The following is a 13928-nucleotide window of genomic DNA, read 5'->3' on the forward strand; positions in this document are numbered from 1 at the left end:
GGCGCCCATGAAAAAGGCCTCCCGAAGGAGGCCTCTTTTATTTCACGCCGTACGTGACGGCGCTACCGGATCAGCAGCTGTAGTACAGCTCATATTCCAGTGGGTGTACGAAGGTGCGAACCTTGATCTCTTCTTCGCTTTTCAGCGCGATGTAAGCGTCGATGAAGTCATCGCTGAATACGCCGCCCTTGGTCAGGAATGCACGGCCCTTGTCCAGCTCTTCCAGGGCTTCTTTCAGGCTACCGCAAACCTGTGGGATTTCCTTGGCCTCTTCAGGCGGCAGGTCATACAGGTTCTTGTCGGCGGCATCGCCGGGGTGGATCTTGTTCTGGATACCGTCCAGGCCGGCCATCATCAGTGCTGCGAAGGCCAGGTATGGGTTGGCAGCCGGATCCGGGAAGCGCGCTTCGATACGACGGGCTTTAGGGCTGTTCACGTAAGGAATACGGATCGAGGCGGAACGGTTGCGAGCCGAGTAGGCCAGCATGACCGGTGCTTCGAAGCCTGGAACCAGACGCTTGTAGGAGTTGGTCGACGGGTTGGTGAAGCCGTTCAGGGCCTTACCGTGCTTGATGATGCCGCCGATGAAGTACAGGGCGGTGTCCGACAGACCGGCATAACCTTCGCCAGCGAAGGTGTTCTTGCCGTCCTTGGAGATCGACATGTGCACATGCATGCCCGAACCGTTGTCGCCGTACAGAGGCTTCGGCATGAAGGTCGCGGTGCGGCCGTAGGCGTCGGCAACGTTGTGCACGCAGTACTTCAGGGTCTGGACTTCGTCAGCCTTCTTGACCAGCGTGTTGAACTTTACGCCGATTTCGTTCTGGCCGGCAGTTGCCACTTCGTGGTGGTGAACTTCGACGGTCTGGCCCATTTCTTCCAGCGCGTTGCACATGGAAGTACGGATTTCGTGGTCGAAATCGAACGGCGGAACCGGGAAGTAGCCGCCTTTGACGCCTGGACGGTGGCCTTTGTTGCCGCCTTCCACGTCCTGGTCGGACATCCACGAACCCTGTTCGGAGAAGATCTTGAACATGGAACCGGAGATGTCGGATTTGAACTTGACCGAGTCGAAGATGAAGAATTCAGGCTCAGGACCGAAGAAAGCGGTGTCGCCGATACCGGTGGACTTCAGGTATTCCTCGGCGCGGTGGGCGATGGCGCGTGGGTCGCGGTCATAGCCTTGCATGGTCGAAGGTTCGATGATGTCGCAAACCAGGATCAGGGTCGGCTCTTCGGTGAACGGATCGAGGACCGCGGTTTCGTCGTCCGGCATCAGGATCATGTCGGAGGCTTCGATGCCTTTCCAGCCGGAGATGGAGGAACCGTCGAACATCTTGCCGATTTCAAAGAATTCGTCGTCCAGCGCATCACGGGCCGGCATGGTCACGTGATGTTGAGTGCCCTTGGTGTCAGTGAAGCGCAGATCAATCCACTTGACGTCATGATCTTTGATGAGTTGAACCGACTTCGACATATGTCCTCCGGGTGGCTTCGGGCGGTAATGGTGTGCCCTTAGATATGGGTGATGCCGGCGCGAATACTCTGCCAAGGCAACCTGCCTCACAAGGGAGCAATTTGCATGCCAGTGCCCCAGCATGGGTTTTTTGCACCAAATCCTCGCTTTTGAAAGGGGCTGGACGCGGATTGTCGGACAATTGCGCACCGCAATGTGGCGTCTTTTGTGGAATGCGACCTGTTTTGGTGCGGCCAAAACCAATTGCAGATTAACTGGTTAAACCTTGAGCAATTTCCGCTATAATCCGCGCCCCCCTTTTTCGGCTGGCCGTTCGCGCGCTGTTTTCATGAAACTAATCGTAAAAGTCTTCCCCGAGATCACCATCAAGAGCCGCCCGGTACGGATGCGTTTCATCCGCCAGTTGGCCAAGAACATCCGTGCCGTGCTCCGTGACCTGGACCCGGCCGTGGTGGTGAATGGCGTGTGGGACAACCTCGAACTGGAAACCCGCGTCAGCGAACCCAAGGCCTTGAAGGAAATGACCGAGCGCCTGAGCTGCATGCCGGGCATCGCGCATTTCCTCCAGGTCGACGAATATCCGCTGGGGGACTTCGACGATATCCTCGCCAAGTGCATGCTCCATTATGGTGACGCCCTGGCCGGCAAGATCTTCTCGGTACGCTGCAAGCGCGCCGGCAAGCATCCGTTCAGCTCGATGGACGTCGAACGTTATGTCGGCAGCCAGTTGCGCCGGCAGTGCGGCGCGGCCGGTATTTCCCTGAAAGACCCTGAAGTTGAAGTGCGCATCGAGATTCGCGACCAACGGTTGTTCGTGATCCACAGCCAGCACGACAGCATCGGCGGTTATCCGCTGGGTTCGCTGGAACAGACGTTGGTATTGATGTCCGGTGGTTTCGATTCCACCGTCGCCGCCTACCAGATCATGCGTCGCGGCTTGATGAGCCATTTCTGCTTCTTCAACCTCGGCGGGCGCGCCCACGAACTGGGCGTCATGGAAGTGGCGCACTTCATCTGGAAGAAGTACGGCAGCTCCCAGCGCGTGTTATTTGTGAGCGTGCCGTTCGAGGAAGTCCTGGGCGAGATTCTCGGCAAAGTCGATAACAGTCATATGGGCGTCATTTTGAAGCGTATGATGTTGCGTGCCGCGACGAGCATCGCCGACCGCCTGCACATCGACGCGCTGGTCACCGGCGAGGCGATTTCCCAGGTTTCGAGCCAGACGCTGCCGAACCTGTCGGTGATCGATTGCGTGACCGAGAAACTCGTGCTGCGGCCACTGATCGCCAGCCACAAGCAGGACATCATCGACACGGCCACGGAGATCGGCACCGCCGATTTTGCCCGGCACATGCCGGAGTACTGCGGGGTCATCTCGGTCAATCCGAAGACGGCGGCCAAGCGCGGGCGTGTGGAGCACGAAGAGAAAGAATTCGACATGGCGGTACTCGAACGCGCGATCGAGAACGCCAGGCTGGTGCCGATCGATCGGGTCATCGACGAATTGGGCCAGGACATTCAGATTGAAGAAGTCGGCGAAGCGCTGGCCGGTCAGATCATCATCGACATCCGTCACCCGGACGATGCTGAAGACGACCCGCTGAGCGTCGCCGGCGTCGAGGTACAAACGATGCCGTTCTATGCAGTGAACGCGCGTTTCAAGGAACTGGACCCTACTCGCCAGTACCTGCTGTATTGCGACAAAGGCGTGATGAGTCGCCTGCATGCCCATCATTTGCTCAGTGAGGGGCATGCCAATGTGCGCGTTTATCGACCGAGCTAAGTGCCCGGGGCTGTTTGCCTGTGGCCTGCGTCACCGGCCCCCGACGCCGCCGACACGCTGTAACTGTCGGACTCTACTGTAAATCGCTGCCACGACCTGTCAGCACACCGAATCCTCTGATCGAGATACACAAGTGATCGAAAATCTACGCAACATCGCCATCATTGCTCACGTTGACCATGGTAAGACCACCCTGGTAGACAAACTCTTGCGTCAATCCGGCACCCTGGAGCGCAACGAGCTCAACGACGAGCGCGTGATGGACTCCAACGACCAGGAAAAAGAGCGCGGTATTACCATCCTGGCGAAAAACACCGCCATCAACTGGAACGGCTACCACATCAACATCGTGGATACCCCGGGCCACGCCGACTTCGGTGGTGAAGTCGAGCGCGTGATGTCGATGGTCGACTCCGTGCTGCTGCTGGTCGACGCCCAGGACGGCCCTATGCCGCAAACCCGTTTCGTGACCAAGAAGGCCTTCGAAGCCGGCCTGCGTCCGATCGTGTGCATCAACAAGGTTGACCGTCCAGGCGCGCGTCCGGACTGGGTTCTGGACCAGATCTTCGACCTGTTCGACAACCTGGGCGCCACCGAAGAACAGCTGGACTTCAAAGTCGTCTACGCCTCGGCCCTGAACGGTATTGCCGGTCTGGACCACACCGAAATGGCTGACGACATGACCCCGCTGTACCAGTCGATCGTCGACAACGTACCCGCGCCGAAAGTCGACCGTGACGGCCCGTTCCAGATGCAGATCTCGGCACTGGACTACAACAGCTTCCTGGGTGTGATCGGTGTTGGCCGTATCGCCCGTGGTCGCGTCAAGCCGAACACCCCGGTCGTGGCTATCGGTGCCGACGGCAAGAAGCGCAACGGTCGTATCCTGAAGCTGATGGGTCACCACGGTCTGCACCGTGTAGACGTTGAAGAAGCAGCTGCCGGCGACATCGTCTGCATCAGCGGCATGGACTCGCTGTTCATCTCCGACACCCTGTGCCACCCGGACACCGTTGAAGCGATGAAGCCGTTGACCGTCGACGAGCCGACCGTTTCGATGACCTTCCAGGTAAACGACTCGCCATTCTGCGGTAAAGAAGGCAAGTTCGTGACTTCCCGTAACATCAAGGAACGTCTGGACAAAGAGCTCCTGTACAACGTTGCACTGCGCGTTGAAGAAGGCGACTCGGCTGACAAGTTCAAGGTCTCGGGCCGTGGCGAACTGCACCTCTCGGTTCTGATCGAAACCATGCGTCGCGAAGGCTTCGAAATGGCTGTAGGCCGTCCGGAAGTGATCATCCGTCTGGTTGACGGCGTGAAGCACGAACCGTTCGAAAACGTCACCATCGACCTGCCGGAAGAATCCCAGGGCAAGGTGATGGAAGAGATGGGCCTGCGTAAGGGCGACCTGACCAACATGGTGCCGGATGGCAAGGGCCGTGTACGTCTGGAATACAACATCCCTGCTCGTGGTCTGATCGGTTTCCGTAACCAGTTCCTGACCCTGACCAACGGCGCTGGCATCCTGACTTCGATCTTCGACCGTTACGACGTGATGAAGTCCGGCGACATGTCCGGCCGTCAGAACGGCGTTCTGGTTTCGGTTGAAACCGGCAAGGCGCTGACCTACTCCCTGGAAACCCTCCAGGCGCGTGGCAAGCTGTTCGTTGAACATGGCCAGGAAATCTACGGCGGCCAGATCGTTGGTCTGAACAGCCGTGACAACGACCTGGGCGTGAACCCTACCAAGGGCAAGAAGCTCGACAACATGCGTGCTTCGGGTAAAGACGAAACCATCGCCCTGGTTCCACCTGTTCGCTTCACCCTGGAACAGGCTCTGGAATTCATCCAGGACGACGAGCTGTGTGAAGTGACGCCTAAGTCGATCCGCCTGCGCAAGAAGATCCTGGACGAAAGCGAGCGTACCCGCGCCGCCAAGAAAGCCAAGAACTGATTTAGCCCAGGCTGAATGAAAAACGCCCCCGGTTGTGAGACCGGGGGCGTTTTTTTGTGCCTGGGATTTATGCAGTGCCTGTCAGAGCCCCTTCGCGAGCAGGCTTGCTCCCACACGACTAAGCGTCCGACAAAAGTCTACTGTCGGAGCGAGCCTGCTCGCGAAAGCGATGGTTCAGACACAAAATAACTGACGGTCGATCAAAATCGGTCCAGCGTCCGCGGATTACGCTCGCGCTCCACTTCCTTGGGCTTGTAGGCGCAATACCCAGGCCGTGGCCCGACCCGTGGATGATTGCGGCAGGTGTCCGGGCGCTTTTCGTAAATGGTGCACAGCCGGCTCTTGCGATCCAGATACAGGCAATCGTTGTTGCTCATGCGCTGGAGCGTGAAGATTTCCGATTTCTGGTTGTAGCGCTCGACGATCCCTTCCTTTTGCAGGCGCTTGGCGATGTTTTTCGGCGGGTCGCCCAGCTCGAACTCATCGACGATGCCGATGCGGATCAGGTCCTTGATCTTGACCTCCACCGGCAGCGTGCAGCAGCTCGACACGCAGGAACCGCACATCGGGGCGGAATACTTGGCCCAGGTATCGAGTCGGTCGATCTCCGCGGCGGCGATCAGGTTGGGCTTCATCATCACGGTTTACCAGCATGCATCAGGGCGCGCGATCATACCGGGACTGGTGAAATTTTGAACGACCATCTGCCGGTTTTTTTTACCTCGCGGCAAAACCCCGCCTGGACCGGCACGGCCCCTGCATTCACTCGCCTATCTGGCAATTCTCTGGCGGCGATTCTCCGACACCGGGGAAAAACCACCGAACCAAGAGCCCGTACCGTCTGTCAGACCGTCTAGGCTCAGACATTTCCATGCTCGTTCGAGGTCTCATCAATGACTCAAGAACCACTTGTTCGCGAAGCCGAGGTTGCGGCTTTTCGCGACGCCGTGTTGACCAAACTCACTTATGCCGTCGGCAAGGACCCCGATCATGCGTTTGATCACGATTGGTTCGAAGCCATCGCCCTCGCTGCCCGCGACCATATGGTCGAACACTGGATGGACCATACGCGGCAGATCTACCGAAAGGGCCAGAAGCGCGTCTACTACCTCTCCCTGGAGTTTCTCATCGGCCGGCTGCTGTACGACAGCCTGAGCAACCTCGGCTTGCTGGACACCGCCCGCGAGGCCTTGACCGAGCTGGGCGTGGACCTTGAGCGCATCCGTCTGCTGGAGCCCGACGCGGCCTTGGGCAACGGCGGTCTCGGCCGTCTGGCGGCGTGCTTCATGGAAAGCATGTCGACCCTCGGAATCGCCGGCCATGGTTATGGCATTCGTTACGAGCACGGCCTGTTCCGCCAGGCGATTGTCGACGGCTGGCAACAGGAGCAGACCGAACACTGGCTGGACTTCGGCAACCCGTGGGAATTCGAGCGGCCGGAGGTCGTCTACCCGATCGGCTTCGGCGGCAGCGTCGAGACGGTCACCGACGACACCGGCAAGACCCGGCAAGTCTGGTCCCCGGCCGAAACCGTACGGGCGATTGCCTATGACACGCCGGTCGTCGGCTGGCGTGGTGCCAGCGTCAATACCTTGCGCCTGTGGCGCGCCCGAGCCGTGGAAGACCTGCATCTGGAGCGCTTCAACGCTGGCGACCACCTCGGCGCAGTAGCGGAAGTGGCCCGCGCCGAGAGTATTTCCCGCGTGCTGTATCCGGCCGACAGCACCGAAGCCGGCCAGGAACTGCGCCTGCGCCAGGAATATTTCTTCGTCGCTGCTTCGCTGCAGGATTTGCTGCGCCGCCATCGCAACATGCACACCTCGGTACTGACCCTGGGCGATCACGCGGCGATCCAGCTCAACGACACTCATCCGTCGATTGCCGTGGCTGAGCTGATGCGCCAGCTGGTGGACGTCTACGACGTGGCGTGGGACGCGGCCTGGCAGATCACCCAGGACACGCTCTCCTATACCAACCACACGCTGCTGCCAGAAGCATTGGAAACCTGGCCGGTGGGGCTGATGGAGCGCATGTTGCCGCGGCACATGCAGATCATCTACCTGATCAACGCCCAGCATATCGATTCGCTGCGGGCCAAGGGCGTGCACGATTTCGACGTGTTGCGCTCGGTGTCGCTGATCGAAGAAGACAACGGCCGCCGGGTGCGCATGGGTAACCTCGCGTTCCTCGGTTCCCACAGCGTCAACGGCGTGTCCGGGCTGCACACGCAACTGATGCGCAGCACCGTATTCTCTGAGCTGCACAAACTTTACCCGGACCGGATCAACAACAAGACCAACGGCATCACTTTCCGCCGCTGGCTGTTCCAGGCCAACGCCGAACTGACCTCGATGATGGTCGACGCCCTCGGCCCGAGCGTGCTCGACAACCCCGAGGAGCGGCTGATCGAACTGGAGCCGTTTGCCGACAAACCGGCGTTCCGCAAGCAATTCGCCGAGCAGCGCCTGCACAGCAAGAAAGCCCTGGCCTACCTGATTCACGAGCGGCTGGGCATTGCCGTCAACCCGGCGGCGATGTTCGACGTGCAGGTCAAGCGGATCCACGAGTACAAACGCCAGTTGCTCAACCTGATGCACACCGTGGCGCTGTACCAGGCGATCCGCGCCGAGCCTGAGGTGGATTGGGTGCCGCGGGTGAAGATCTTCGCCGGCAAGGCCGCCGCCAGTTATCACCAGGCCAAGCTGATTATCAAGCTGACCAACGACATCGCCCGGGTGGTGAACAACGACCCGACCGTGCGCGGCTTGCTCAAAGTGGTGTTCCTGCCCAACTACAACGTCAGCCTGGCCGAAAGCATCATCCCGGCGGCGGACCTCTCGGAGCAGATTTCCACGGCCGGTTTCGAGGCCTCGGGTACCAGCAACATGAAGTTCGGCCTCAACGGCGCGCTGACCATCGGCACCATGGACGGCGCCAACGTGGAAATGCATGACCGCGTCGGTGGCGAGCACATGTTCATCTTCGGCCTGACCGCCGAGCAGGTGGAAGCGCGCAAGCGCAACGGCGAATTCAGTGCCGCGCCGGACATCGCCGCATCCCATCGCCTCAACGATGTGCTGCAGGCGATTCGTGGCGGGGTGTTCTCGCCGGACGATCCGATGCGCTACACCGGGCTGGTGGACTCGCTGGTGGATTACGACCGCTTCCTGGTCTGTGCCGATTTCGACGCCTACTGGAACGCCCAGGCCAAAGTCGAGGAGAGGTGGCACGATCCCAAGCAGTGGTGGCGCTCGGCGGTGCTCAACACCGCGCGCATGGGCTGGTTCTCCTCGGACCGGACCATTCGCGAATACGCCACCGATATCTGGAAGGCCCTGGACTGACTGTTGCAAGAAATGTGAGCGAAGCCCAACGGCGGTAGGGCTTCGTCGATATACTAAGCGTCAGTTTCGCCGGGCTGCGGTGTCGCAGCTCAGTCAAAAGTAACCTTTGTGGGAGCGAGCCTGCTCGCGAAAGCGGTTTCTCAGCCAATTTGATGTTGGGTCTGAGGCCCTCTTCGCGAGCAGGCTCGCTCCCACAAGGTATGTGCCGTGCTACTAGACTGAGCCAGACCCCACATCACCCCGGTCATGCCCGCAACGGGCCGCTTAGGGATATCGACCATATGCAATGGATTTTGACACTGTTGGGCCTGGCACTCGGCTGGGTGGTGGAAGAGTCGTTTGCCGACGCGCTGATCGGTGCGCTGGTGGGACTTGGCATCGCCCAGTCGTTTCGACTGGGACGCCTGGGTATCCAGGCCGCCAAGCAACAGATCCTGCTGCAAGATGCCCAACGCAGCTTGCTCACGCTGGAAGCGCGTCTGGCGGTGCTCGAACGCGGCAACGTGGCCGAACCGAGTGAACCGGCTCCAGCACCGGAAATTGTCGTTGCCCAAGCGGCGAAGCCCGAGGCGCGCACCGATCCGGAGCTCATCTGGCAGCTGCCGCCAGAACTCGAACCAATCCCCGCGATGGCCACCCAGGCCAGCCAGCCGTTGCCCGATGACGTTTGGAAACCCGCGCCCGAAACATCCAGTCGGCGCGCAACCCGCGACTTCGAACCTCTGCCCCTGGAACCGAGGACTACCGAGCCGACGGCCCCTCGCGGTCCGAATCTGATCGATCGTGCCTGGACGGGCGCGCGCAACTGGCTGTTCGGCGGCAACACCGTGCTGCGGGTCGGCGTGGTGCTGTTGTTCCTCGGCCTGGCCTTCCTGCTGCGCTACGCCACTGAAGGCATGGTAGTGCCGATCGAGTTGCGTTACGCCGGCGTCGCGGCCAGTGCCTTGGGCCTGTTGGGCCTGGGCTGGTGGTTGCGCCACCGCAACAGCAACTATGCGTTGATGTTGCAGGGGACGGGGATTGCGGTGCTGTACCTGACCGTGTTCGCCGCCATGCGCCTGCACCCGCTGCTCGATTCCAAGGCTGCCCTGGGCCTGTTGGTTGCAGTCACGGTGTTTTCCGCGATCCTGGCCGTTACCCAGAATGCCCTGGGGCTGGCGGCAGCTGCCGCACTGGGCGGCTTCGCCGCGCCGATCCTGACCTCCACCGGCAGCGGCAACCATGTCGCGCTGTTCAGCTATTTCATCCTGCTCAATACCGGCATCTTCGCGATTGCCTGGTTCCGCGCCTGGCGCCTGCTCAACCTGATCGGCTTCGTCGGCACTTTCGGCATCGGTTTCGCCTGGGGCCTGCGTTCCTATACGCCGGAGCTGCTCTGGAGCACTGAGCCGTTCCTCATCGTGTTCTTCCTGATGTACCTGGCGATCGGGTTGCTGTTCACCCGGCGCAAGCTGCTGGAAATGAGCGATGCGCCTGAAGATGACAGCCGCCAAGCGCTGCTGCGCTGGTCGGCGCGCAAGGGCGACTATGTGGACGGCAGCATGCTGTTCGGTCCGCCGCTGGTGGGCTTCGGCTTGCAGTTCGCGTTGGTGCAGCATCTGGAATTCGCCGCCGCCTTCAGCGCCCTGGCCCTGGGCATGATCTATATGGGGCTGGCCCGCGTATTGATGGGCGGGCGCGCTGTATTGCTGGCCGAAACCTGCCTCGCCCTGGGCGTGATTTTCACCAGCCTGGCGATTCCCCTTGGCCTCGACGCCCGTTGGACTGCCGCAGCGTGGGCGGTGGAAGGCGCCGGGATCTTCTGGCTCGGCCTGCGTCAGCAGCGACCTTTTGCGCGAATCTTTGCCCTGTTGCTGCAATTGGGGTCGGCGCTGGCCTTCGTCAGCGAACTGCATGGCGGCGAAGGCAGCCTGCTGGAAGGCTCATGGCTGGGCGCGTTGATGCTCGGTGGCGCCTTGCTGTTCAGCTTCTATCAATTGCGCAAGGCCGAGCCCGGGCACGCCGCCAGTTGGGAGCTGCGCGGGCAACCCGTGCTGGCGGTGCTGGGGCTTGGCTTCCTCTACCTGCTGGCACCGCTGTTTTTCTTTATTCATGGTACTGCCATCGCCTGGGCGTTGGCCGGGCTGGTGACGCTGTTTGTCGGCCTGCGCCTGCAATCACGCAGCTTCCTGTTTACCGCTTTCGCCGTGCAACTGCTCGGCGGTGCGCTGTTCCTGCTGCGTCTGCAAGGCGCCGAAGGCGATTCGGCGGCGGTGTTCAACGCTGGTTGGAGCGGTCTGCTCAGCGCCTCGTTGATCGGCCTGGCATTGATCGGCGGTATGTTGCTGGCGGCGCGCGACGACATGGTGCGCAACGATGTGCGCTTGCTGCGCGGCTTGTCGGTGGTGTTGCTGGCTGGGTTGGTGCTGATCAATCTCGCGGTACTGTTCGTGTTGCCCTGGCAAACGGCGAGCGGCGTGTGGGCGGCCAGCGGTCTGTTGATCATCTGGCTGAGCCTGTACCTGAAGCAGCGCGTGAGCTTTGTCTTTGGCCTGCTGCTGCAAGTGATTGGCGGTGCGGCTTTCCTGATGGCAGGGCCGGCGCTGCTGGGCTCGCTTGATGCCGAGGACCTGCGTCCCTTGGCCCACAGCGGATTCTGGACACCGCTGATGCTGGGGCTGGCTGCGCTGGTGGGCGCATGGCGTCTGCAAAAGGCGCACGCGGCGCGGGAACTCGATGCCTTGAGTTTGCAGCGCCTGTCCGAGCTGCTGCTGATCTGGGGCGCCGGTTGGTGGGCGCTGGCGTGGGGCAGCGAAGTGCTGCGCTTTGCCCCGCAAAACCTGCAAGGCAGTTTGTTGTTGATTGTCGCGGCCGCCAGTGTGGCGGTGTGGAGCGTTTTGTCGCTGCGCTTGAAATGGCCGGCGCTGGGGTTACTGTGCACCTTGTTGATTCCAGCAGCAGGCTGTGTGCTGGTGGCGATCGGGCACAGCCGTTATCACCCTGCGGCGGATTTCGGCTGGCTGGCCTGGCTGGCGGTATTTGCCGTGCATTTCCTGTCGCTCAAGCGCCTGGCCGCGACGCTGCCGGCCCAGGCGCGCAGCACCGCCCACGTGCTCGGTTGCTGGTTGTTGATGGCGGTGCTGATGCTGGAGTTGCGTTACGGCCTGCTGTTGCTGTCCGAGCAGTACAATGCCTGGCGGTGGTTGGCCTGGGCGATCCTGCCGGGCCTCTACCTGGTGCTGATGGCCACGCCGCGTACCTTGCCGTGGCCGGTGTCGGCCCAACCGCGCGAATACCGCGTCTACGCGGCGGCACCCATGGCACTGTTGATGCTCGGTTGGTTCTGGCTGACCAACACGTTCAGTGATGGCAACTCGGAGCCGCTGCCTTATGTGCCGTTGCTCAATCCGTTGGAGCTGGGTCTGCTGTTCGCCTTGTTCGGTATCTATGTGTGGGCCCGCAACGCCGTGGAGCAAACGACGAACCGCTGGAGTCGGATCGGACAGGTCGGTCAGTTGATCGCCGGCGTGTCGCTGTTCGCGTTCTTCACCGCCTTGGTGATGCGCACTGCGCACCAGTGGATGGATGTGCCGTTCGAGCTGGATGCATTGCTTGAATCGATGTTCGTGCAGGCCGGGTTGTCCATTGTCTGGACCCTGATCGCCCTGGGCCTGATGATTGGCGGACACCTGCGGCATCGTCGCGAGGTGTGGCTGATCGGCGCGGCGTTGATTGCGGTGGTCGTGGCCAAGCTGTTCTTTGTCGAATTGAGTAACCGTGGCGGTCTGGCGCGGATCGTGTCGTTCATCGGCGTGGGCGTGTTGCTGTTGGTGGTCGGCTACTTTGCGCCGCTGCCACCCAAACGCCCGGAGCCGGCCGTGGATGCCGAGCCGCCGATGCCTGTCAGTGAGGGAGTGTCATCTTGAGTCGCAAGTTGAGTCGAATCGGGCTGGGCGTGGTGGGGTTGTGGGTGGCCATGTCGGCCGCGGCACAGGAACAACCGCAAGACTTCGCCCATCAGGTGCCGTTGGCCTTGAGCGGCGAGGGGCCGTGGTATCGCCTGGCGTTGCCGCTGGACGTGCAGTTGCAGGCGCGCCAGACCGACCTGAGCGACTTGCGGGTCTTCAACGCGGCGGGCCAGGCCCAGGCCTACGCATTGGTTCGCGAGTCGGCGCAGAGCCGGGAAAGTCGCACGCTCACCGATGTGAAATGGTTCCCGCTGTACAACGCCGCCGATGACAGCGAGCGTGCGCCCAGCGTGCGTGTGCAATCGAACGCCAACGGCACGCTGGTGGAAGTCCAGCCGTCCAGTCGGCTCGAGGCGGGCGAGGAAGAGTTGCGCGGCTGGTTGCTGGACGCCAGCGCGATCAAGGCGCCGTTGCAGCAATTGATCCTCGACTGGACCAGCGAGCGCGATGGCTTCCAGCGCTTCACCATCGAAGCCAGCGACGACTTGCAGCACTGGCAGTCGTGGGGCGAAGGCCAGATCGCCCGGCTGACGTTTGCCGATGAGCGGGTCGAGCAGCATGAGGTGAGCTTGCCGGGGCAGTCGGCGCGCTACTTGCGACTGCTGTGGGATTCGCCGTCCTCGGCGCCGGTGCTGACCTCGGCCCAGCTGCAAAGCGCCAGCCGCGAAAGCCTGCCACTGCCGTTGGTCTGGTCGCAGCCTCTGGCCGGTGGCACGACCAAGGCCGGCGAATACACCTGGCAGTTACCCATGGGGTTGAACGTCGAACAGGTGCAGATCGAGTTGAGCCAGGCCAACACCCTGGCGCCAGCGACCCTGGCCGGTCGCCGCGAAAGCAGCCAACCCTGGCAGCCGATGGGCAGCGGTCTGCTCTATCGCCTGACCCAGAATGGCCAGGACGTGTTGCAAAACCAGCTGCAACTGTCCGGCCAGACCGTTCAACAACTGAAGCTGACGGTGGACGAGCGCGGCGGCGGTCTGGGCGCCGAGGCCCCGGCCCTGCGCTTTGCCGTGCGTCCGACCCAGGTGGTGTTCCTGGCGCGCGGCGAGGGCCCCTGGCGCTTGGCGCTGGGCAGTGCGACAGTCAAGGCGGCCAGTTTGCCATTGACCACGTTGGTGCCCGACTACAAACCTTCGCGGCTGGCGACGTTGGGTACGGCGACGGTGAACGGCACGGCCACGTCGACCCCGAGAGTCGAAACCACGCCTGCGCCCGTCGAGACCAATTGGAAAAAAATCGGCTTGTGGGCGGTGTTGCTGCTGAGTGTGCTGTTCCTCGCAGCGATGGCGTTCAGCCTGTTGCGCAAGCCACCGGTCAAATCCTGAAATGCAAACCGAGTTGTCTGTTTCGCGAGCAAGCCCGCTCCCACAGGAATCCGCGTTCCAATGTGGGAGCGGGCTTGCTCGCGAAAGCGGTCTCCCTG

At 61.5% G+C, this 13928-nt stretch carries 7 protein-coding genes; 5 read left to right on the forward strand and 2 right to left on the reverse strand.

Annotated elements, in window-relative coordinates; translation table 11 throughout:
• Positions 1-70: 70 nt before the first annotated feature.
• Entirely contained in the window at positions 71-1477 is a 1407-nt protein-coding gene (gene glnA / locus M1E16_RS01665) for a type I glutamate--ammonia ligase (RefSeq protein ID WP_186638815.1), read from the reverse strand.
• 328 nt (positions 1478-1805) lie between these two features.
• Between glnA and thiI the strand changes: the two genes are divergently transcribed.
• Positions 1806-3260: a tRNA uracil 4-sulfurtransferase ThiI gene (thiI, locus tag M1E16_RS01670; RefSeq protein ID WP_305497422.1), complete on the forward strand. Its 1455-nt coding sequence runs from the start codon at positions 1806-1808 to the stop codon at positions 3258-3260.
• Positions 3261-3393: 133 nt separating this feature from the next.
• Positions 3394-5214 carry a translational GTPase TypA gene (typA, locus tag M1E16_RS01675; protein ID WP_305497421.1) on the forward strand — a complete coding sequence of 607 codons (1821 nt, stop codon included), beginning with the start codon at positions 3394-3396 and terminating at the stop codon, positions 5212-5214.
• Between the two features lie 200 nt (positions 5215-5414).
• Here typA and M1E16_RS01680 read toward each other — a convergent pair whose 3' ends face one another.
• On the reverse strand, positions 5415-5852 hold the full coding sequence (locus M1E16_RS01680; RefSeq protein ID WP_024778075.1) for a YkgJ family cysteine cluster protein: 438 nt from the start codon (positions 5850-5852) through the stop codon (positions 5415-5417).
• A gap of 255 nt (positions 5853-6107) precedes the next feature.
• On the opposite strand from M1E16_RS01680, the gene M1E16_RS01685 reads away from it, so the two are divergent.
• The 3 genes from M1E16_RS01685 (at position 6108) to M1E16_RS01695 (ending at position 13830) form a co-directional block, all read left to right on the forward strand.
• Positions 6108-8558, forward strand: a complete 2451-nt coding sequence (locus M1E16_RS01685) for a glycogen/starch/alpha-glucan phosphorylase (protein ID WP_434570225.1) — start codon at positions 6108-6110, stop codon at positions 8556-8558.
• Positions 8559-8839: 281 nt separating this feature from the next.
• Complete coding sequence (locus M1E16_RS01690; protein ID WP_458129037.1) at positions 8840-12463, forward strand: DUF2339 domain-containing protein; 3624 nt, start codon at positions 8840-8842, stop codon at positions 12461-12463.
• Between the two features lie 50 nt (positions 12464-12513).
• Entirely contained in the window at positions 12514-13830 is a 1317-nt protein-coding gene (locus M1E16_RS01695) for a DUF3999 domain-containing protein (RefSeq protein WP_458130272.1), read from the forward strand.
• Positions 13831-13928 lie beyond the last annotated feature (98 nt).

The sequence above is a fragment of the Pseudomonas sp. Z2-11 genome (assembly GCF_054161305.1).

What these genes read in the sequence shown, in the direction of transcription:
- glnA (WP_186638815.1), bottom strand. Translation starts at nt 1,477, where the DNA reads ATGTCGAAGTCGGTTCAACTCATCAAAGATCATGACGTCAAGTGGATT.
- thiI (WP_305497422.1), top strand. Translation starts at nt 1,806, where the DNA reads ATGAAACTAATCGTAAAAGTCTTCCCCGAGATCACCATCAAGAGCCGC.
- M1E16_RS01680 (WP_024778075.1), bottom strand. Translation starts at nt 5,852, where the DNA reads ATGATGAAGCCCAACCTGATCGCCGCCGCGGAGATCGACCGACTCGAT.
- M1E16_RS01685 (WP_434570225.1), top strand. Translation starts at nt 6,108, where the DNA reads ATGACTCAAGAACCACTTGTTCGCGAAGCCGAGGTTGCGGCTTTTCGC.
- M1E16_RS01690 (WP_458129037.1), top strand. Translation starts at nt 8,840, where the DNA reads ATGCAATGGATTTTGACACTGTTGGGCCTGGCACTCGGCTGGGTGGTG.
- M1E16_RS01695 (WP_458130272.1), top strand. Translation starts at nt 12,514, where the DNA reads ATGTCGGCCGCGGCACAGGAACAACCGCAAGACTTCGCCCATCAGGTG.